17 protein-coding genes are annotated in these 20,751 nt (G+C 43.1%); 10 read left to right on the top strand and 7 right to left on the bottom strand.

Features of this window, described 5'->3' with window-relative positions; all coding sequences use genetic code 11:
* The first annotated feature begins 204 nt into the window (after nt 1-204).
* The 3 genes from IGK14_RS09835 to IGK14_RS09825 all read left to right on the top strand — a co-directional run bounded on the left by IGK14_RS09835 (nt 205) and on the right by IGK14_RS09825 (nt 4,758).
* Entirely contained in the window at nt 205-1,833 is a 1,629-nt protein-coding gene (locus IGK14_RS09835; protein ID WP_010749540.1) for a PTS transporter subunit EIIC, read from the top strand.
* Nucleotides 1,833-3,164 carry a 6-phospho-alpha-glucosidase gene (locus IGK14_RS09830; protein WP_010749541.1) on the top strand — a complete coding sequence of 444 codons (1,332 nt, stop codon included), beginning with the start codon at nt 1,833-1,835 and terminating at the stop codon, nt 3,162-3,164. The genes IGK14_RS09835 and IGK14_RS09830 overlap by 1 nt, the downstream gene beginning before the upstream one ends.
* Before the next feature lie 220 nt (nt 3,165-3,384).
* Nucleotides 3,385-4,758, top strand: a complete 1,374-nt coding sequence (locus IGK14_RS09825) for a gluconokinase (protein WP_010749542.1) — start codon at nt 3,385-3,387, stop codon at nt 4,756-4,758.
* An 18-nt stretch (nt 4,759-4,776) separates the two neighbouring features.
* On the opposite strand, the gene IGK14_RS09820 is transcribed toward IGK14_RS09825, so the two are convergent.
* Nucleotides 4,777-5,517: a MurR/RpiR family transcriptional regulator gene (locus tag IGK14_RS09820; protein WP_010749543.1), complete on the bottom strand. Its 741-nt coding sequence runs from the start codon at nt 5,515-5,517 to the stop codon at nt 4,777-4,779.
* A 151-nt stretch (nt 5,518-5,668) separates the two neighbouring features.
* On the opposite strand from IGK14_RS09820, the gene IGK14_RS09815 reads away from it, so the two are divergent.
* The 5 genes from IGK14_RS09815 (at nt 5,669) to IGK14_RS09795 (ending at nt 9,863) form a co-directional block, all read left to right on the top strand.
* Nucleotides 5,669-6,421, top strand: a complete 753-nt coding sequence (locus IGK14_RS09815) for an IclR family transcriptional regulator (protein ID WP_034695931.1) — start codon at nt 5,669-5,671, stop codon at nt 6,419-6,421.
* A gap of 110 nt (nt 6,422-6,531) precedes the next feature.
* Complete coding sequence (locus IGK14_RS09810) at nt 6,532-7,179, top strand: bifunctional 4-hydroxy-2-oxoglutarate aldolase/2-dehydro-3-deoxy-phosphogluconate aldolase (RefSeq protein ID WP_010749545.1); 648 nt, start codon at nt 6,532-6,534, stop codon at nt 7,177-7,179.
* Between the two features lies 1 nt (nt 7,180).
* A complete protein-coding gene (locus IGK14_RS09805; protein ID WP_231435004.1) occupies nt 7,181-8,179 on the top strand; it encodes a sugar kinase in 999 nt (332 codons plus the stop codon).
* 12 nt (nt 8,180-8,191) lie between these two features.
* A complete protein-coding gene (gene kduI / locus IGK14_RS09800) occupies nt 8,192-9,034 on the top strand; it encodes a 5-dehydro-4-deoxy-D-glucuronate isomerase (protein ID WP_005229915.1) in 843 nt (280 codons plus the stop codon).
* A gap of 22 nt (nt 9,035-9,056) precedes the next feature.
* On the top strand, nt 9,057-9,863 hold the full coding sequence (locus tag IGK14_RS09795) for a gluconate 5-dehydrogenase (protein ID WP_005229917.1): 807 nt from the start codon (nt 9,057-9,059) through the stop codon (nt 9,861-9,863).
* A gap of 258 nt (nt 9,864-10,121) precedes the next feature.
* On the opposite strand, the gene IGK14_RS09790 is transcribed toward IGK14_RS09795, so the two are convergent.
* From IGK14_RS09790 to IGK14_RS09770, 5 genes are all read right to left on the bottom strand, one after another.
* The gene (locus tag IGK14_RS09790) at nt 10,122-10,793 is read right to left on the bottom strand and encodes a rhamnogalacturonan acetylesterase (RefSeq protein ID WP_010749547.1); all 672 of its coding nucleotides are present in this window, start codon (nt 10,791-10,793) and stop codon (nt 10,122-10,124) included.
* Nucleotides 10,794-10,803: 10 nt separating this feature from the next.
* The gene (gene uxaC, locus IGK14_RS09785) at nt 10,804-12,192 is read right to left on the bottom strand and encodes a glucuronate isomerase (RefSeq protein ID WP_010749548.1); all 1,389 of its coding nucleotides are present in this window, start codon (nt 12,190-12,192) and stop codon (nt 10,804-10,806) included.
* Nucleotides 12,193-12,212: 20 nt separating this feature from the next.
* A complete protein-coding gene (locus IGK14_RS09780) occupies nt 12,213-13,724 on the bottom strand; it encodes a UxaA family hydrolase (RefSeq protein ID WP_010749549.1) in 1,512 nt (503 codons plus the stop codon).
* A 12-nt stretch (nt 13,725-13,736) separates the two neighbouring features.
* Nucleotides 13,737-15,140 carry a tagaturonate reductase gene (locus IGK14_RS09775; protein WP_438712139.1) on the bottom strand — a complete coding sequence of 468 codons (1,404 nt, stop codon included), beginning with the start codon at nt 15,138-15,140 and terminating at the stop codon, nt 13,737-13,739.
* Between the two features lie 69 nt (nt 15,141-15,209).
* Nucleotides 15,210-16,190: a LacI family DNA-binding transcriptional regulator gene (locus IGK14_RS09770; RefSeq protein WP_010749551.1), complete on the bottom strand. Its 981-nt coding sequence runs from the start codon at nt 16,188-16,190 to the stop codon at nt 15,210-15,212.
* A gap of 162 nt (nt 16,191-16,352) precedes the next feature.
* Here IGK14_RS09770 and IGK14_RS09765 point away from each other — a divergent pair, with 162 nt between their 5' ends.
* Complete coding sequence (locus tag IGK14_RS09765) at nt 16,353-18,566, top strand: AraC family transcriptional regulator (protein WP_010749552.1); 2,214 nt, start codon at nt 16,353-16,355, stop codon at nt 18,564-18,566.
* Nucleotides 18,567-18,625: 59 nt separating this feature from the next.
* Here IGK14_RS09765 and IGK14_RS09760 read toward each other — a convergent pair whose 3' ends face one another.
* Entirely contained in the window at nt 18,626-19,513 is an 888-nt protein-coding gene (locus IGK14_RS09760; protein WP_010749553.1) for a carbohydrate ABC transporter permease, read from the bottom strand.
* A 259-nt stretch (nt 19,514-19,772) separates the two neighbouring features.
* On the opposite strand from IGK14_RS09760, the gene IGK14_RS09755 reads away from it, so the two are divergent.
* Nucleotides 19,773-20,741 (top strand): ABC transporter permease, encoded by a 969-nt coding sequence (locus IGK14_RS09755; protein ID WP_005229934.1) that lies wholly within the window; start codon nt 19,773-19,775, stop codon nt 20,739-20,741.
* The last annotated feature ends 10 nt before the right edge of the window (nt 20,742-20,751 follow it).

Genomic DNA, 20,751 nt, shown 5'->3' with positions numbered 1-20,751 from the left:
CGACTCTTAGCCAAAAGATAATTCGCGTCATTTTTTTCAGGGAGAGCTTGATCAACAGTGATAATGTATTTTTTAATGTACTTTGTCATGGATGAAACACATTCCAATCTTTGAAACGCATTGAATTGAAAACGTTTGCTATTCTATTAGTAACAAATGTTTCCTATAATGAACCTACAAATCAACTACAAAGGAGTTTCCTCAATGAAAGAAAAAGTGATGGATGCGATGCAGAAATTCTCCAAGGCAATGTTTGTGCCCGTTTTGATTTTGCCGATCGCAGGGATATTGATTGCCGTTGGGAATGTGTTTACAAATGTCCGCTTGCTTGAGCAGTTTCCTTTTTTGGATAATCCGATAACCACCGGTTTTGGTAGTATCTTATCCGCTTCCTTATTACCGATTTTAACCAATTTAGGCATTATTTTTTGTGTCGGGATCGCTCTAGGGTTAGCCAATAAGAAAAAGGCTGAAGCGGGATTTACCGCGTTGTTAGGTTATTTCGTCTTCTTAAATGCCATGAACAAATTCATGGAGCTTCGAGGGATGTTGGTTCCAGCCGATGCCCTTCAAGGTTCAGGACAAGCGATCGTTTTAGGAATCCAAGTGTTGGATATGGGGGTCTTTCTGGGTATCATTTTAGGGATCGTCGTGGCATTGGTCCATAATCGTTTTATCGATACGACCTTTAACAACGCCTTTCAAGTTTATGGCGGCGCGCGCTTCGTCTTTATTGTCTTGATTCCGGTCGTCGTGTTATTAGCCATCGTTTCCACGTTTGTATGGCCAGTAATACAAACTGGCATCGACGGTTTAGGCGGCATCATTCAACAAACGGGCAACTTTGGTATCTTCTTGTATGGTACGCTAGAACGCTTATTGATTCCAACTGGCTTGCATCACTTGATCTACACGCCGTTTTTGTATACTTCATTAGGCGGAGTCGCAGAAGTCGGTGGCCAAGTCTTTGAAGGGGCACGGAATATTTATTTTGCGGAAATTGCTGACCCAGCAGTCCGCGTATTATCGCAAAGTGTCATTTGGGACGCTCGTGGGATCTCAAAAATGTTTGGACTGATCGGTGCCTGTTTGGCGATGTATCAAACGGCAAAACCAGAAAATAAAGTCAAAGTCAAAGCCATTTTGATTCCAGCAGTTGTGACTTCCTTTATCGCAGGTGTGACTGAACCAATCGAATTTTCTTTTATGTTCGTGGCACCTGTTTTGTTCGTCATTCATTCTGCCCTTAGCGGCTTGAGCATGGTGGCGTTAAATCTCTTTGGTTCTCGCGCCATCGGACCGAATGGCTTCATCGACTTTCTTTTGTACAACTTGCCCTTAGGGATTGAGAAAACTCGCTGGCCAGTGTACTTGATCGTCGGAGTCGTCTTCTTCTTTCTTTATTACTTCTTGTTCCGCTTTTTGATCACGAAACTGAATTTGAAAACGGTCGGTCGTGAAGAAGATGGGACAGAGACCAAACTGTATTCGAAGAAAGAGTACAAAGAAAAACAACTTGCTGGAGCAGGTGTCGGGGTCATGGCGAGTGACCAAGCCGCCCCTAGTCCAACTAGTGAAACAAGTATCTCAGCAATCATCACCAAGGCGCTAGGTGGCGATGACAATATCAAAACCATCGACAACTGCTATACCCGCTTACGTTTAAAACTAAAGGATCCTGAACTCGTGGATGAAGCGCTGCTAAAAGACGAAACACAAGCCAAAGGCGTGATCAAAAATGGTGAAAATGTCCATGTCGTTTACGGGTTGACCGTGCCGAAAGTGCGGGAAGAGTTAGAAAATTATCTTGGAAGAGAAGGAGAGATTGAATGATGAAAAATTTTTCAGTAGTGATCGCAGGGGGCGGCAGTACTTTTACCCCGGGAATCGTTATGATGCTGCTTGACAATCAAGAACGCTTTCCTTTAAGAAAGCTGAAACTATACGACAATGATGAAGCACGCCAAGCGATCCTCGGTGAAGCCCTAGCGATTTTATTAAAAGAACAAGCACCGCAAATCGAATTTTCGTTTACGACGGATCCTGAAGAAGCCTTCAGCGATGTCGATTTCTGTATGGCGCATATCCGAGTAGGAAAGTATGACATGCGGGAAAAAGATGAAAAAGTCCCCTTGCGTCATGGCGTCTTTGGTCAAGAAACCTGTGGACCAGGAGGGATCGCTTATGGGATGCGTAGCATCACTGGTATGCTGGAGATCATTGATTACATGGAACAGTATTCCCCCGATTGTTGGATGCTGAATTATTCCAATCCGGCTGCAATCGTAGCTGAAGCATGTCGGGTCTTGCGTCCGAAATCAAAGGTTCTGAATATCTGTGACATGCCCGTAGGCACGTTGCGTCGCATGTCGCAAATCATTGGCAAGCAGCCAGAAGAACTAGAAGTTCGCTACTTTGGCTTGAATCATTTTGGCTGGTGGACCAGCGTCAAAGACAAAGAAGGCACGGAGTACATTCAAACCATTCGTGACTACGTTGCAGAACACGGCTATTTGACGCAGATCGAAGTGGATACCCAACATACTGACCCAAGTTGGCAAGACACCCACAAAAAAGCCAAAGACCTCTTGGCGCTCACACCAGAATATCTGCCAAATACGTACTTGAAGTATTATTTATACCCAGATTACGTCTACGAACACATGAAAGAACATCCAGAGTATACGCGTTCCAATGAAGTGATGGAAGGGCGGGAAAAACGAGTGTTCGATCATGCCAAAAAGATCACTGCCCAAGGATCTGCTGAAGGGATCGCTTTTGAGATTGATGCCCATGCAACCTTTATCGTTGATTTGGCACGCGCCATCGCTTTTAATACGCATGAGCGAATGGTCATGATTGTGGAAAACAACGGCGCGATTGCGAATTTCCCGGATGATGCCATGGTGGAAGTGCCATGTATCGTCGGTTCTGATGGACCAGAAGCCCTCGCTCAAGGAAAAATTCCTGCCTTCCAACAAGCGCTCATGTTCCAACAGGTGACTGTGGAAAAATTAGTGGTCGAAGCATATGTGGAAAAGAGCTATCAAAAAATGTGGCAAGCGTTAAGCCTTTCCAAAACGATTCCTAGCGCAAAAGTAGCCAAAGAGTTACTCGATGATTTGGTCTCGGAAAATGGTGATTACTGGCCAGGATTGTCTTGATTTGTTTCACATTTGCGAAACATTCGCTGATTGGATAACTGAAAGAGGAAGATTCTCCAAGAATCTTTCTCTTTTTTTATTTTTGTTGTGGAAGGATAATTCTCTGAAGAAAATCATCACTAAACGTGTTATCAACAAAACGATCAGACAGGTATACTAGAATATGCCACTAACTATGGTAGAATAAAGCTAATTGAATCAGATGAGAGGGAGCAATGCGATGTTTTTAGGGATTGATATCGGCACGACAGCCATAAAATTTGGGGTCATTGAAGATCGGAAAATCATTTACTCACAGTCATTACCAATCAAAACCCATAGCCACGGGTTAAAACAGACCCAATCAGCGACCCAGATCAGTAGCCAATTGATCAGTGGTGTCACAACGATTCCCGCTCAATTAAAAGCGGCAATCACAGTGATCGGGTTCAGTACCGCCATGCACAGCTTGATGCCAGTGGCTGGTGAAACAGCAGAAGAGATTTACATTTGGTCAGACAATCAAGCGAGTCAAACGATGACGGCCTTTCGTCAAACGGATCTGGCGGCAACGTTTTATGAAGAGACAGGGACACCGATCCATGCGATGTCTCCCTTTGCGAAACTGGCTTATTTTCAAACGAATGGTTCATATTCCAAAGAGACGAAATGGTTTGGCTTAAAAGAACTAGCAATGGCGTTGTTTACCGGACAAGCACGGATCGATTACAGTACCGCATCAGCGACCGGTCTTTTTTCTTTGAAAGAAAAGCAATGGAGTCAAAAGATTCTTAATTATTTATCCCTTTCAAAAGCCCAGTTAGCGCCTTTATGTGCACCGACTGATCGTTTTTTGATTACCGAGGAGATGGCGCAGCGGTGTGGCTTGAAGCCTGAGGTAGAAGTGATGTGTGGGGCTAGCGATGGGTGTTTAGCAGCATATGCTGGCTATATTTCTACAGGGATCCGCAATAGCTTGACGATCGGAACCAGTGCGGCGGTTCGTAAAGTAAGTGAGACCACCGTCTTTGATCGCCAAAAACAAAATTTTTGCTACTATCTGCAAGATGACCTCTATGTCGTAGGGGCACCTTCAAACAATGGTGGCTGTGTCCTTGCTTGGGCAAAAGAGACCTTATCAGAAGATCCTGATGCGTTTTATCATTATCTGCCTCAAGTCATGGAGGAATCGCCGATCGGCAGTAACGGCTTACGTTTTTTCCCCTATTTAAACGGGGAGCGGGCACCCTTTTGGACAAATGAGATCACAGGCGGCTTTTCTGGCTTGACCCTGAAACACAATCGCTCAGACATGTTGCGGGCAGTCATCGAAGGCATGCTAATGAACATCGATTTATTAAAGCAAATGGCGCAGTTGGAAGGGGCAGTCACTGTAAGTGGTGGTTTCTTTCAAACAAAACTTTTAGGTCAAATGACCGCGGATGTGTTGGGGCTGACCTGTTATCTTTCCGATGAAAACGAACCGATATTCGGCTTGTATGATTTATACAAAAGCTCTGTTGTGCGGCAAGATCAGCCAGATGAAAAATTTGTTCCTGATCCGCAGAACCAAGCGCTTTATCAAGAATTGGCAAAGACCTATTTTCAAGCATAAGCAAAAACCAGCAATCCACTAGGGTTGCTGGTTTTCTTTTTCAACTCGGGTAAAAGCGTCGACGATATATTCCATCAATAAGAGCAGTTTACCAAAGAAGCTAGTGTACTGGATGTTTTGAGTGTCGTAGGGACGTTCATCGGTCACTTCAAAGGAAAAGGTCGCTAGTTGATTGGCGCGATGATCACCGTTCCCGCAAAACAAAACAGTTGGTATGTGATGTTCATTGGCTAATGCCATCTTTTCCAGCACTTTTTGTGTTTCGCCAGATTTAGAAATGGTGATCAACATACTGATGTTCTCGATGTTGTTACTAATGATCCCACCTGAGTCAGAAGCACTGACTAATAAGGTTTTGATGCCGTTGACAAGCATTTTTTTGTGGAGGTATTCTGCCACAATCCCAGAAAAACCTGTTGCATAAATCGTAATAAACTTGTCCTTGTTTCGTCCATAGATTTCTTTGATCGCGTCGATCGTATCTGCAATACTGGCAGCGTCAATTTGGTAATCGATGGCGGCTTCAGTGATCGTCTGATTTTTCAAGCGATTCTTTAAGAAGTAAAGTAGCTCTAGATAGCCAGAAAAACCTAATTTCTGCGCAAGTCGCACGATGGTTGCAGGGGAAGTGTAGATCGCTTTAGCGATTTCTCTTAAGGGCAGTCCATCGATCGCAGCGGTATTTGCAAGCAAATAATCAAGAATTTGCAGCTCATTGTCAGTCAATTTTTTTCCTTTGATCAATACATTTAAGTCCATTGTTCGGCACTCCTTTGTCTTGTCTTCATCATACAATGAATAACGACAGAAAGTAAAATGGGAATCGCGTCATGCTGATATAGAGGAAAAAAGATTGTGCATTTCCTAAAAAGATATTATAATTTCTTATATAGAAAATAAAGGTGGAGAAATGATGACGCAAAAACCATATGGAACCGTACTACTAAAAGCAGCAACCATTTTAGATTATCTAGCAGAAGCGCCAAGTAAACCATTGCAAGAAATTTCTGAAGCAACGAAACTGACCCCATCCACAGCTTTGAAAATATTAGAAACGCTGCAAATGATCGGCTATGTCAAACGGGACAAAGAGAAGAATTATCGCTTAGGGTCTAAGCTGATCAAGTATGCCAATCAAAACATTCAAGAGCTTGATTTAGTGGAAATCAGCTTTCCTTACTTGGAAGCATTGCAGAAAACGGCGGATGAAACAATCCACTTAGGTGTCTTGACTGCCAATGAGATTCTTTATGTCAATAAATTGGAGCCCCACAATCAAACGATCCGCATGTCTTCAAAAGTAGGGATCACAAGACCATTGTATAGCTCTGCCATGGGGAAAGCCGTTTTAGCGGAGTTTGATGCCCCTCAAGTGGAAGAATATTTGGCAGCAACGCCTTTAACCGCTTATACGGAAAACACCATTACGAACCAGTTGAAGTTGAAGAAAGAATTGGAACAGGCAAAAGAAAACCAAGTAGCGTTTGATGATGAAGAAATGGAACAAGAAATCTATTGCATCGGTGCCTCACTGATAAAAGATCAGGAGATCGTTGGGGCGTTTTCTATCAGCCTACCGAAATATCGCTTGACCACAGAATACAAAACGACATTGATCGATGCGATAATTGCGACAAAACAACAAATTGAACAAGCATTATAAACTTTTTAGTGGAAAGCCCTTGCAAATAAAAACGAGAACGGTATAATAAATGTGTAAGTTTCTTTATAATAAATACCATTTTCCAAATAGGAAATAAATGGAGGGTCTCAATGAAAAAAGTAGCGAATTTAATGAAACTAAAGGAAAGCGGCGTGATCGCTGTTGTGCGTGGCGCTTCAAAAGAAGAAGCGTTACAAGCAAGTAAAGCGATCGTTGCAGGGGGGATCACTGGCATTGAGTTGACTTTTACAGTGCCTCAAGCGGCAGATGTAATCGCTGAATTAGTAGCGACCTTCAAAGATAATCCAGAGGTAGTCGTTGGTGCGGGGACCGTTCTTGATGCAGTGACCGCTCGCTTAGCGATCATGGCAGGCGCAGAATATGTGGTAAGCCCAACCTTTGATCAAGAAACGGCTGAATTATGTAATTTATATCAAATCCCGTATCTGCCTGGTTGCATGACCATTTCAGAAATGAAGGACGCCTTAAAAGCAGGCGCAGATATCATTAAACTATTCCCGGGTAGTGCGTATGGACCAAGTATCATCTCGGCCTTCAAAGCACCATTGCCACAATTAAACATTATGCCGACCGGTGGTGTCAGCTTAGACAACATGCAAGAATGGTTTGCGGCGGGTGTCGTAGCCGTTGGTGTAGGGGGGAATTTGTTAGCGCCAGCAGCAAGTGGGGATTTTGACAAAGTAACAGAAGTAGCGAAACAATATGCGGCAAAATTAAAAGAGATTCGAGGAAAGTAAGATGGCAAACATTCTGACACTAGGAGAAATCATGTTGCGTCTATCGACAACGTTAGGCGACCGAATCGCCCATAGTTCGATGTTTGCTGCCCATTATGGTGGCGGGGAAGCCAATGTTGCGATCTCCTTGGCAAATTTTGGTCATCACGTTTCTTTTGCTAGTAAAGTACCGGGAAATGCTTTAGGAGATGCCGTTTTTCATCATTTACGAAGCTATGGCGTCGATTGTCGCCACTTGCTTCGTGGCGGTTCCCGACTAGGTTCTTACTATATTGAAACCGGTATCGGGGAACGAGCAGCGCGAGTGGTTTATGATCGCGCAGGCTCTAGCTTTGCTCAAATGAAGGAAAATGAGTGGCAATCTGACCTTTTTGATGGGGTTGACATTGTTCACCTTTCAGGGATCACGCCAGCTCTTTCAACGACTTGGCAGACACTTTTACTGACGTTGATCAAAGAAGCGAAAGCAGCTGGTTGTAAAATCAGTTTCGATATCAATTATCGTGGGAAGCTGTGGACGACCGCTGAAGCACGCGTCTTTTTGCAAGAAGTGCTCCCTTATGTCGATTATTGCTCGGCAGGACAGTTAGATGCCCAAGTCTTTATGGATGTATCAGCTCCAACAGAGGAAGTCGAAGATGACTACTATTATCAAGAAATGCATCGGAAATATCCAAATATCCAGCTCTTTTATTCAACTAGTCGTCAGGTGCTCTCAGCAAGTCACAATCAATTGACAGGAAGCCTATGGCATAACGGCAATTATGTCGTTTCTGCTACCCATGAGATCAATCCAATCGTTGATCGCGTCGGAGGCGGCGATGCCTTTTCAGCTGGTATCCTACATGGTCTTGTCACGAAGAAACAAGACCAAGAAATCATTGATTTTGCCACTGCCGCATCTGCCTTGAAACATACGATCCATGGCGACTGTAATCAGTTTAGCGCCAATGAGATACAAGAATTTATTGCAACAGGTTCAGGAAAAATTATCCGATAGGAGGAATTAAACATGCAACACATGGAAACACGCTATACCCATAGTCCACTTGATATTCGTCACTATAGTACCGAGGAATTACGCAGAGAATTTTTGGTAGAGAAAATTTTCACACCAGGACAAATCATGCTGACCTATACCCACAATGATCGGATGATCTTTGGCGGAGTGACACCGACGGAAGAAGCGTTAGAAGTGCAATTAAGCAGCGAATTAGGGGTGGAATACTTCTTAGAACGTCGCGAATTAGGTGTCATCAATATTGGAGGACCTGGTGCGATCACGATCGATGGCCAAAAAGAACCAATGAAAAAACAAGACGGTTATTATATCGGCAAGGAAACCAAACAAGTCTTGTTCCACTCAGATGATCCAGCAAATCCAGCGAAATTCTATCTATCTTGCGTGCCAGCACATAAGAAATACCCAAATGTAAAAATCAGTATCGATCAAGTCACACCAATGGAGACAGGCGAGGGCTTGACATTAAATGAACGGAAAATTTATCAATACATTCACCCAAATGTTTGTGAAAGCTGTCAATTACAAATGGGGTACACGATCTTAGAACCAGGCAGTGCTTGGAATACGATGCCAAGTCATACCCATGAACGTCGGATGGAAGCATATGTGTATTTTGATTTTGCCAACGAAGACACAAAAGTGTTCCATATGATGGGCAAACCAGATGAAACGAAGCATTTAGTCGTTAGTGAAGAACAAGCAGTTATTTCTCCAAGCTGGTCGATCCATTCGGGTGTTGGAACCAGTAACTACTCCTTTATCTGGGCAATGTGTGGCGAAAATATCACCTATACCGACATGGATATGGTGGCAATGGACGACTTAAAATAAAAAGAAAGAGGGTTTATCAATTATGGATTTTTCAATGGATCAATTTCGTTTAGATGGTAAGATCGCATTAGTGACTGGAGCTGTCTATGGGATCGGTTTTACGATCGCTCGGTCACTAGCAGCAGCAGGAGCAACGATCGTTTTTAACAACTTGGATCAAGAATCAGTGGATAAAGGATTAGCAAACTATCGTGAAGCAGGGATCGAAGCCCACGGCTATGTCTGTGATGTAACGGATGAAAAAGCAGTCAACGAAATGGTCAAGCAGATCGAAGAAGAAGTTGGCGTGATCGATATCTTAGTCAATAATGCTGGGATCATCAAACGAATCCCGATGTTGGAGATGTCTGCTGAAGACTTCCGCCAAGTCGTTGACGTGGACTTGAACGCTCCATTTATCGTTTCAAAAGCAGTCTTACCGTCAATGATCAAAAAAGGACATGGAAAAATCATCAACATTTGCTCAATGATGAGTGAATTGGGAAGAGAAACGGTGGCTGGTTACGCAGCGGCTAAAGGCGGCTTGAAAATGTTGACGAAAAACATTTGTGCCGAATTTGGTTCAGCAAACATCCAATGTAATGGGATCGGACCTGGTTATATTGCAACACCGCAAACTGCACCATTACGAGAGATCCAACCAGACGGTTCTCGTCACCCATTTGATCAATTTATCGTAGCGAAAACACCTGCTGCCCGTTGGGGTGAGCCAGAAGATTTAGCAGGACCAACGGTTTTCTTAGCTTCTGAGGCATCAAACTTTGTCAATGGCCATGTCTTATATGTAGACGGCGGTATCTTGGCGTATATCGGGAAACAACCTGAATAAAACAATCAGTATTAGGGATGGGGACGATTGCAATCGTTCCCATTTTTATGGTACAACACCAAAGAAATGCAGGGCTTTAAAAGGTAGCTTGGCGATAAATGGGTTGAAGCAAAGGAACAGCAAACAAATCTTTTAAAAAGAATCAAAAGCAAAACGCTGTGAAGGAAAATGTTCTTCGCAGCGTTTTGCTTGAGTAGCTCTTTTTTAAATCAGGTAGCGTATTTATGTTAGGGGAAGATTCAACACGAACAATGAGTTTCAATCTAACAAAACTTGTTGTGCAAGCGGTAATGGAGCATTTGACAAACATTTGGCAACTAATTTGGCGACGGCTGTAGCACCTTGGTCATTCAAATGCGTGTTATCCGTAATGCCGGCTGGATAATTGGGGTGCTGGTTTTTTTCTAAATGAAGAAAATAGGTTTTCGCCTGTTGTGGTTCCAGTGCTGAAAAGAACCGTTGTGTTGCGGCAAAAAGATCCAGACAGACCACATCCAAGGAGGTAGCCAAAGCACGCATTGCTTCTGGGTAAGGACCGACTGCCAAAGGATCAAGTTGCTGAGGGTCCACGTAATGCAAACGAGTGATCGAGGTCAATAGGATCGGTGTCGCTTGCTGCTGGCGTGCCGTTTGCACGAAGGTTGCTAAATTATGCTGATATTCTACAGGTGTCGTGCCGCGACTATCTGTTTTTTGATCGTTGTGTCCAAATTGAATCAAGAGATAATCACCAGCATGTAGTTCTTTTTTTGCCTGCAACAAGCGTCCTTCTTCAATGAAGCTTTTGGAGGAACGCCCATTTTTTGCCAAGTTGACGATTTGATGCTGGGGGAGATAGCGTGAGATCTTTTCACCCCAGCCCGTTTCTGGACGAGCGCTAGGCTCTTTGATCGATGCGGTGGAATCACCGACGATGACGATTTTTTCCATTGTCTTTCTCCTAAAATTTGAAGTAGTTGTTGGCGTTTTGATAACAGACATTTTCTACTAATGGTTTTAGCTGACGAAGATCAGCAGGTGCTTCACCACGTACAACGATCTCAGCAAGCCATTCACAAAAGACGCGTCGGAAATATTCATGACGGGTGTAAGACAAAAAGCTTCTTGAATCCGTCAGCATGCCGACAAAGTTAAAGATCACACTGCCGTCTGCGAATTTCGTCAATTGGTGACGCATGCCTGCGCGGGTGTCGTTATACCACCAGCCAGATCCTAACTGCAATTTATTATTGCCTTCTTGCTGGAAGCACCCCATCAAAGCGACGAGTGCATCATAGTCATTGGGATTTAAGGAGTAGAGAATCGTTTGAGGCAAATGGTCCTGCGCATCAGCAGCGTTCAATAATTTCTGCAAGCTTTGAGTCAGTGGTTGATCATTGATGCCATCGTAGCCCGTATCTGGTCCCAAGCGCTCAAACATTCGTTGATTGCAGTTACGGTACGCATGGACATGCAGTTGCATCGTCCAACCATGTTCGTGATACAGCTTCATCAGTTCAACTAGAACATTGGTTTTGAAGAACGAGACTTCGTTTTCCTCCAAAGATTCTCCAGCTAATGCTTTGGCAAAAATTGCTTCAAGGGATAACTGTTCGTCTGCAGCATACACTAAAGTATCCAGTGCATGGTCAGACAAGCGGCAGTGATGCTGGTGAAAGTAGGTTACACGGTCCTGCAAGGCTGTCAAGAAAGCATCGTAGGTAGTGATCGCGTTTTCGACACTCTTTTCGAGTTTGGTAACATAGGTAAGAAAATTCGGATGGTCGATTTGTAACGCTTTGTCAGGTCGAAAGGTCGGCAAGACCCGAAAACGTTGTTCTGTTTGGCTTAATTGGTGATGATAGTGAAGATCATCGACTGGATCATCTGTGGTGCAAACGATCTCGACGTTACTGCGAGCAATCAAAGCTCTTCGGGTAAAGTCTTTTTGCTGCAATTTTTCGTTGCATAGCCTCCACAAAGTTTCGGCGTTTTCTTCAGTAACGGGAAGATCGATCTCAAAAAATCGCTTTAATTCTAAATGGGTCCAACTGTAAAGGGGATTTCCCACCAATTTTGGCACTGTTTGACACCATGCCAAAAATTTTTCATAATCACTGGCATTGCCCGTAATCGCTTCTTCGGGTACGCCACAAGCGCGCATCAATCGCCATTTGTAATGATCACCACTTAGCCATGCCTCGGTGATAGTTTTAAAGGGCCGATCCTCATAGATTTCTTTCGGGTCTAGGTGGCAGTGGTAATCAATAATCGGCAGCTCTTTGGCATAGTCATGGTATAGTGTTTGAGCAATTTCATTTGGCAATAAATAGTTTTCATTTAAAAACATGTCGGACCTCTTTTCTTTGATTATAGTGTCACGCCATTTTTAAAGATGGCGATCTCACGAACGTTGTTGGCTTCATTACGCGTCGGTTTTCCACTGGCAGTATCGATGATCGCTTGAATAAAATCTTCCAGCACGACCTCCATCGGCTCTTCCAACAAGCGACCAGCGTTGAAATCCATCCAGTGGGGTTTCTTATGATAAATCTCTTGATTCGTGGCAACTTTCATGGTCGGCACATAGGCACCAAATGGCGTGCCGCGACCAGTGGTAAATAAGACGAGTTGGCAATCGGCAGAAGCCAGTGCAGAAGCGGCAACAAGGTCGTTTCCTGGACCTTCCAGCAGGCTCAAGCCTGGCTTACGGAGTTTTTCCCCATATTTTAAGACATCGACGACAGCGGAAGTCCCAGATTTTTGGGTACAGCCTAATGACTTATCTTCTAGCGTAGTGATACCGCCTGCCTTATTGCCAGGAGAAGGATTTTCATAGACTGGTTCACCGTATGCAAGGAAATAATCTTTAAAGTCGTTGATTAGATGGAGAATTTTTTCAAAGGTGGCTTCATCTTGTGCACGCGCCATCAAGACTTGTTCAGCGCCAAACATTTCGGGTACTTCCGTCAAGACTGTACTGCCACCTTGAGAAACTAAAAAGTCAGAAAATGCCCCCAACAAAGGGTTGGCGGTGATCCCAGAAAACCCGTCGGAACCCCCACATTTTAACCCGATCTTTAGCTCACTCAAGGGAACGGCTTCTCGTTGATCCTCTTTTGCTGCTTCCTGTAATTCTTCTAATAAGCTTTCGCCGACCGCAATCTCATCGTCGCTTTCCTGTGCCACCATAAATTTGACGCGCTTTGGATCGTAGTCACCAAGGTTTTTCTTAAACTCGGGAACGGTGTTGTTCTCACAACCTAAGCCAAAGACCAAGACGCCACCGGCATTTGGATGATGCACCGCATCAATTAAAATTTGACGGGTGTTTTGATGATCTTGGCCTAACTGGGAGCAGCCGTAGGGATGTTTAAGGATCGTAATATGATCAAAAGTGCCATGATCTGGATGATTCTTCTTGAAGTTTTCAACAATGATCTCTGCGATGCCATTGATACAACCAACTGTTGGCACGATCAGTAAATCATTACGAATTCCAACTTTGCCGTTTGCCCGACGGTACCCTTGGAACGTCGCAGCCCTTTTTGGATAACGGACGGGATGCAAATCGGGGGCATAGGTGTATGCTAAGGTACCAGAAAGGTTGGTTTTGACATTGTGGGTATGCAACCATTGGCCAGTTTTAACATCAGTTAAGAGATGTCCAATGGGGTAGCCATATTTGATCACGTCTTGTGATTGAGCTAGGTCTTTGAGGGCGATTTTGTGTCCTTGTGGAATATCCTCAAAAAGGGTGATCGTTTGGCCTTCAAATGCAAGGGTCGTTTTAGCAGCTAGTGGTTTTAATGCGACTGCGACATTGTCTTTAGGGTGCAATTTCAATAGTTGCGCGGGTGTTTCTGTTAATGTGCTGGACATAAAGATTCTCCTTTATTTCAAACTTGGCTCAGGGGTGTCAATCGACGCAAGTAACTGGCGGGGTCCGTCTTGTTTTAGACATGCGCACATTTCATTGATTGTCTCTGTCATAAAGCTCAGGTCTGCATGCCAAAGTTGCTCATTTTTTAATAGAGCTGCGATCTGTTCTTCTGCTGGTAATTGTTTCACTTGCTGAAATATGGTTGTCACTAGCTCATCATCTTGAAAGGGTCGTGTGAGATAGAAAGTCAGCAATCCTGCCAGTGCGGCAGTGATTCGTTTTGGTACCTGCTGGTTTTGTTGGACATAACGACTTAAGACTGGTTGAAGACGCGCACGGAATTTTGAGACGCTGTTTAAAGCGATCGATTGCAGCTGATGCTTCACATAAGGATTTCTGAAGCGTTCTTTGATTTGGTCCGCATAAGCTGCAAGCTGTGCTTTAGGCAAATCAAGCATTGGAATCAACTCTTCCTGAAAAAGACCATCCAAAAAGGCTGCAAATTCACGGTCGTTCATTACTTCTTCAACGGTTTTTAAACCCGCTAAAAGACCGAGTGGAACCATCGCCGTATGAGGACCATTTAATAAATGTACTTTTTGTTCACGGTAAGGAGTCATATCTTCTGTCACGATCACATTCAACCCAGCTTCTTGCAAAGGGAGCTTTTCGGCTACGCCGTTTCCTTCGATCACCCATAGCATAAAGGGTTCCGCAGTGACCATTACGGCATCCTCATAGCCAAGAACCTCTTGGTATTGTGCCACTTTGTCGCGAGGATATCCTGGAACGATCCGATCGACTAAGCTGCAGCAGAAGGTGTTTTCTTTTTCTAACCAGTTGACGAAGTCTGATTCCAAAGACCATAATGCGGCATATTGTAAGACGATCTCTTTTAGTTTTTCCCCATTCCGATCGATCAATTCACAAGGAATGATCAAAAATCCCTTTTTTCGTAGTTGAAAACGACGATACAAAAGAGCGGTCAGTTTTGCGGGAAAACTTTGGGGAGGGGTATCGTGTAAGGTATCCTCTGGGTGAAACGCAAAACCTGCTTCCGTCGTATTAGAAACGATGATCTCAAGTTGCTCGTCTTCGGCTAAAGCAAGATAGTCTTCCCATTGCTGATAAGGATTCAGCACTTGATCAATGGTGGAGACGACTTCAAATGTTTGAGATAAAGCGCCATCGACAAGTCCTTCTAAGATAACGGTGTAGAGATTTTTTTGTTGTGCCAACAGCTCTTTCAAGCCGTGATCAATCGGCTGTACCACAACGGCACTGCCGTTAAAAAGACCTTGCTTGTTCATTTGCTGCAGCTGCCAGTTAAAAAAGCCCCGCATAAAATTGCCTTCCCCGAATTGAATCACTCGGGCTGGATAGGTTTGATGGGGTTGTTCGGTAACTTTTTTCATAGAATCCTCCTTAAAATTATATATGCACACGTTAACATTTTTGCGTAAGCGCTCTTGAAAACAAGAGGCTTACAACGATTGACGAATGATTAACGAGGTATCAAAGAAATGTTGTTTCTCAACTACTTGATTGGCAAATGCTTGCAACAGCAGGGTTGCTGCCAATTGACTCATTTCATAGACTGGTTTGCGGATCGTTGTTAATGGGGGATACGTATAGGGAGAAAAAGAACTATCATCAAAACCGATGATACCGATCTCCTCTGGGATCTTTCGTCCTTCTTGATGACAGGCATTGATCGCACCGATCGCCATATCATCATTGGCGCAAAAAATCACTTCAGGTGGTTCAGGTAAAGCGAGTAGTTGCTGGGCACCCAGCTGACCGCTTTCCAACGAGTAGTCGCCAGCTACGAAGTATTCTTTCGGGCAGACAAGCTGCTTTTCTTGAATCGCTTTCATAAATCCTTTGCGACGCTCTCTAGCGGAACCAAAGGAAGCGATCCCTTCGATCATGGCGATCTTTCGAAAGCCTTGTTCAAGTACATAGGTGATCATTTGATAGACCCCTTGGGCATCATTACTAGTGACATTCATCAAGGTTGCATCCTGTAATTGACGATTCAAAACGACAATGGGAATGTTTTTCTTTGAAAGAGCAGCGATAAAGCCGTCATCACGATCGCTTTGACTCATCACGATCGCTCCATCTAGGCGATTCGGCTCTTCATCAAATGTATCGGATTGCAATAATTCATGAACCGCCAAAGTATATTCGGATGGTAGGGTATCACTGATTCCTTTGATCACTTCGACTAAAAAGCTATCGGAAGTACCAATGGATAGATGAGAAAAATAAAGACCAATGATATAGGATTTTTGATTCACCAGACTTTTGGCATTGACATTGGGCACATAGTGTAAAGATTCAGCGAGGGCTGCGATCTTCTTTTTTGTTTCTGGCTTAATTAATGGGCTATCGTTTAGCGCACGAGAAACAGTTGTATGTGAAACACCAGCGACTTTGGCGATATCTTTGATCGTGACCATAGAAAACCTTCTTCCTTTTTGCTTGATTCAAGCATAGCTTGTTCCCACGAGAATGTCAATACACCAAGGATGCACACGTGAAACATTTTTCAAAATAACATAGGAACTTTTTCTGGGATGTGCTAGTATAAAAGAAGATAGTTAGGTAATGGGAGGGAGTCTATGAAATTCTTTTTAAGCTATCATCAAATGTCCAACTTGTTTTATAAAATATTTATTTTGATTTTTCTAATTGGTAGCGCTTTAATCATTGGGTTTAGTGGGGTCATTTATCATCGAACGTATCAAAACATTCAAGAAACATTTTTGCAAAGTCAACATAATTTGGTCAACCAAGTCAAAGAAAATCTGGATCAAAAAATTCAGATGGTGGAGTATGCCTTTTCTACATACAGTAGCACACAAAGCTTTTCCGATACGATGGAACAGCCGTTTTCTGTGACGAATTATCGACAAGTACGAGAGATCAATTCACAACTGGCTTACATTGGTGTGATGGGGATCGAAAACGCCAGTTACCAATTGGTGAATTTGAACCAGCATTGGAAAATCGAAGAAGGCTCCTTAAAACAGATCGATGATACTGAATTCGCTGCTTTTCAAGCGTTGATCGACAACCAACGCTACTTGTATTGGTTGCCAGAAGATGGCTATTTAAAAATGGTGATGACGCTGCCTGTGTTTCGACAGGAAACCACTGCTTTGGGGATCGCTGAAATCCAAGACCATACCATTGCGCAGTTGGTGGCAGATCATGACGATTCCTTTTTGAATATTTTTCATGCAGACGGACAACTGCTTTTCGATAATGGTGAAGTGATCGATTCTGCCTTACAAGAAACAATGATTGCAGCTGCCCACGGCGATGGCATCTTCACTGACAAAGAAAACAATAAGTATGTGGTCACACAATCGGATTACAATCAGTGGTATCATGTGATCCGCCTGGCGCCTGCTAGCGTTTCACAAGCAATCCGTGAATTAAGAAGCGGTTTGATCGTGATTGGCAGTCTTTTGATCATCCTCTTTTTATTAGTATCCTATCGCATTGCGATCGTGGCTACCTCACCCATCAATCGGATCGGTGAGCTTTTAAAGCCCAAAAAACAAGGTCAGAAATTAGAAGTCAATCAGTTGATTTCCGATATCGACCAGGTCTTACATCAAAACCACGATCTCGCCGTCAAAGTCGAGCATCAAAAGCCCGAATTAGAATCCTTGTTTCTATTAAACTTGTTTCGCGGCTGTATCTCAGAAGAAGATATTCACTTAAAACTGTCACAATTTGGGTATGAAGTATCCAAAACAGAACACTTTGCCGTATTACTGATTCAAATCGATGATTTGTGTGGACGAGAAACAGCGACTATTGATATTTTCTTGCTTGCCATCGAGAATCTCGTTTCTGAGATCATTCCAGAAAATTTGCGTTTTCAACCAATCATCTCCAGTCAAGAAACCCAAGGAACGATTTTAAAGCTTCCTGAATCAGTTGACCAAAAACAAGTATTGACCTATTGTCAAAAGATCCATCAAGCGGCAAAAGATTACTTGAAAATCAAAATAAGTTGTGGGGTCTCACAATCCTACGACCGCCTCGTAGAAACCAAATTAGCGGTTGATAACGCCAAAGAAGCCTTGCACTATCGAATGAATTTAGGGGAAGAAGTCATTATCTTTTTTGACGACATTGCAGCACAATTAGACAATAATGCGATCGTTCAATACCCTAGAGAAGCAGAAAGCACCTTTTTGGATGCGATGCGTAGTGGGGAACTAGCGACCATCAAAGCGAGTTACACGGAAGTCGTACGGGAAATCATTCATGAAAACAAAAATCCGTTGACGATTGAAAGTGCCTTGTTTAAGTTGATCAACAGTATCGTTCAGCTAGGGCAACTCTTAGGAGCGGATCATACCAGCTTGCAGAATAGTCGTAAAGTTTATCAATCCGTGCTCAACCAAACTAGTTTGTTCAAAGTTGAGCAAAACATCTATCATGAGTTAGTTTTACCTATCGTTGAAACGACACAAGCCAAAACAGATCGAGAAATTCGCTCCTTGTCTGAAAAGATGGTCTTGATCGTACACCAACAATACGATCAAGATCTCTCCTTAGATAGCATTGCTGAACAGCTGCATTATAATGCCAATTACTTAAGTAATGTGTTTAAAAAGGAATTATCCATCAACTTTGCCGATTACTTACAAAACTATCGGTTGCAAATCGCCAAAAAATGGTTGCGGGAAACGGATATGACGATCAAGGAAATCGCAGCCAACCTTCAATATACCAACTCTCAAAACTTCATCCGCTTTTTCAAAAAGAAAGAACAGATGACCCCTGGAGAGTATCGCAAACGATCCAAAGACTAAAAGAAAAAAGCGCTTTTTGATCGTTGATCAAAAGCGCTTTTTTCTTTGCTGCCTGTTGGTTACCCTTTGACGGAACCAACCATTGCACCTTTCACGAAATACTTCTGGACAAAGGGATAGGCGATCAACATTGGCAGAGTCGCAACGACGATCACGGCCATTTTTACGGATTGTGCTGGGGGGACAACATCGACACTAGCGGCATCAGCGTTCATCCCGCTGGAGACGATCACGATTTGTCGAAGGAGCACTTGGATCGGCCATTTCGCTGAATCATTGATGTACAAGATTGCTGATTGATAAGTATTCCAATAACTAACAGCGTAGAACAAAGAGATCGTCGCAATCGATGGTAAGGAAAGGGGTAAGATGATACGGAAAAAGACGCCCCAATCAGAGCAACCATCCATTTTTGCGGATTCCTCTAAACTATCAGGAATCCCTTGGAAAAAGTTTCTCATAATGATCATATTATATGCACTGATGGCGCTCGGTAAGATCAATGCCCAGAGAGAATCGATCAAGCCGAGGCTTTGTACCAAAATAAAACTTGGGATCATCCCACCGCTAAACAACATGGTAAATACGACAATAAAGTTGAAGATGCCGCGTCCATACAAATATTTTCTCGAAAGAGCATAGGCCATAAAAGAGGTCAAGATCATTGAAAGAACCGTTCCGACGATGGTCACGAAAAGGGAAACGCCAATACTCGTAAAAATCGTGGGTGTCGAGAGAATATACCGGTAAGCATTTAAGCTAAATTCACGTGGGATAATGATAAATGTTCGTGTCGCGATCTCAGAAGAAGAAGCAAAGGAGCTTCCGAGAATGTTTAGAAAAGGTAAGAGACACGTTAAGGTGAAGAGTAGCAGAAAGCCAATAATAAATCCTTGAACGACCCGTTCACTTTTCGGGCGGTTCGTTTTTTTCAGGGTTTGTTGCATAGAAAAAACCTCCATCTTTTTTTACTTAAATAGGTACTTCCAACGTATCATGAGGCGGGGACAACGTATATAATCACTTTTACATGTTAAAAAATTCACAATAGTGATAAACGTTGATAAATCAAGGGTTTTCCAATTCGATTGAGAAATAATCCTAAAAAATGTATGCCTTTTCAAAGCTGAGAAAATGATTATATACGTTATCTTTTTTTCACGCTACCATGGGACTATCAAATCAAAAAAATTCGGAGGAACAAGTATGGAAACAAAAGTTGATAATTACTTCTCACCACTTAATGAAGAAGAACAGCGGCTGCGGCTGAAAAAGAAAAAATGGGCGCAAATCAGAAAAAATCGTGCCCTCTATATTATGGTATTGCCTGGGATTTTATATTTTCTTATTTTCCGTTACATACCGATGGGCGGTTTGGTCATCGCTTTTCAAGACTACCAACCATTCTTGGGGATCCTAGGAAGCCCCTTTGTTGGCTTCACTCATTTTATTCGGCTCTTTACTGAAGATACTTTCGTGATGTTGATGCGCAATACACTGATCATGTTTTTCTTAAATATCACGATTTCCTTCCCTTTTCCTATATTATTGGCACTTATGCTAAATGAAGTAAACAATCGCCGTTTGAAAAAGGGGATTCAAACCATCATTTATTTGCCTCATTTTATGTCGTGGGTCATCGTTGTTTCCATCTTCTATGTTTTATTAACGACAGAAGGTGGTGTGATCAATAACATGATCGAAAGCCTTGGTGGCGAACGTATCCCGTTTCTAACAAGCCGCACGTGGTTGCGTCCAATGTACATTTTCCAAGATCTTTGGAAAGGTGCCGGTTGGGGGACGATCGTCTATCTAGCCGCTATTACCAATGTTGATGAACAGCTTTATGAAGCGGCGGATATGGATGGGGCTGGTAAGCTACGAAAAATGTGGCATATCACATTGCCTTGTATTCGTCCAACGATCGTAACCTTATTGATTTTAAAGATCGGTTCGATCTTAGATATGGGCTTTGAGCATATGTTCTTGTTGATGAACTCAATGAACCGTGAGGTTGCCCAAATTTTTGATACCTTTGTCTATACCGCCGGGATTCAAAATGGTCAATTGAGTTACTCGACAGCTGTTGGGCTGTTTAAAGGACTTGTTGGCTTGATCCTCGTTATCTTTGCGAATCGTTTGGCGAAAAAAATTGGCGAAGACGGGATTTATTAAGAAAGAAGGG

This window comes from Enterococcus sp. DIV0970a (assembly GCF_051711265.1).
Lineage (GTDB): Bacteria > Bacillota > Bacilli > Lactobacillales > Enterococcaceae > Enterococcus_D > Enterococcus_D casseliflavus.
Note: the sequence above shows the minus strand (reverse complement) of the source record. Positions and strands in the feature narration are given on the sequence as shown.

Bases quoted from the DNA above. Each gene is read 5' to 3' on its own strand.
- kduI (WP_005229915.1), top strand. From the start codon at position 8,192: ATGCAACACATGGAAACACGCTATACCCATAGTCCACTTGATATTCGT.
- IGK14_RS09815 (WP_034695931.1), top strand. From the start codon at position 5,669: ATGATGACGCAAAAACCATATGGAACCGTACTACTAAAAGCAGCAACC.
- IGK14_RS09830 (WP_010749541.1), top strand. From the start codon at position 1,833: ATGAAAAATTTTTCAGTAGTGATCGCAGGGGGCGGCAGTACTTTTACC.
- IGK14_RS09790 (WP_010749547.1), bottom strand. From the start codon at position 10,793: ATGGAAAAAATCGTCATCGTCGGTGATTCCACCGCATCGATCAAAGAG.
- IGK14_RS09755 (WP_005229934.1), top strand. From the start codon at position 19,773: ATGGAAACAAAAGTTGATAATTACTTCTCACCACTTAATGAAGAAGAA.
- uxaC (WP_010749548.1), bottom strand. From the start codon at position 12,192: ATGTTTTTAAATGAAAACTATTTATTGCCAAATGAAATTGCTCAAACA.
- IGK14_RS09835 (WP_010749540.1), top strand. From the start codon at position 205: ATGAAAGAAAAAGTGATGGATGCGATGCAGAAATTCTCCAAGGCAATG.
- IGK14_RS09760 (WP_010749553.1), bottom strand. From the start codon at position 19,513: ATGCAACAAACCCTGAAAAAAACGAACCGCCCGAAAAGTGAACGGGTC.
- IGK14_RS09765 (WP_010749552.1), top strand. From the start codon at position 16,353: ATGAAATTCTTTTTAAGCTATCATCAAATGTCCAACTTGTTTTATAAA.
- IGK14_RS09825 (WP_010749542.1), top strand. From the start codon at position 3,385: ATGTTTTTAGGGATTGATATCGGCACGACAGCCATAAAATTTGGGGTC.
- IGK14_RS09820 (WP_010749543.1), bottom strand. From the start codon at position 5,517: ATGGACTTAAATGTATTGATCAAAGGAAAAAAATTGACTGACAATGAG.
- IGK14_RS09770 (WP_010749551.1), bottom strand. From the start codon at position 16,190: ATGGTCACGATCAAAGATATCGCCAAAGTCGCTGGTGTTTCACATACA.
- IGK14_RS09775 (WP_438712139.1), bottom strand. From the start codon at position 15,140: ATGAAAAAAGTTACCGAACAACCCCATCAAACCTATCCAGCCCGAGTG.
- IGK14_RS09780 (WP_010749549.1), bottom strand. From the start codon at position 13,724: ATGTCCAGCACATTAACAGAAACACCCGCGCAACTATTGAAATTGCAC.
- IGK14_RS09795 (WP_005229917.1), top strand. From the start codon at position 9,057: ATGGATTTTTCAATGGATCAATTTCGTTTAGATGGTAAGATCGCATTA.
- IGK14_RS09810 (WP_010749545.1), top strand. From the start codon at position 6,532: ATGAAAAAAGTAGCGAATTTAATGAAACTAAAGGAAAGCGGCGTGATC.
- IGK14_RS09805 (WP_231435004.1), top strand. From the start codon at position 7,181: ATGGCAAACATTCTGACACTAGGAGAAATCATGTTGCGTCTATCGACA.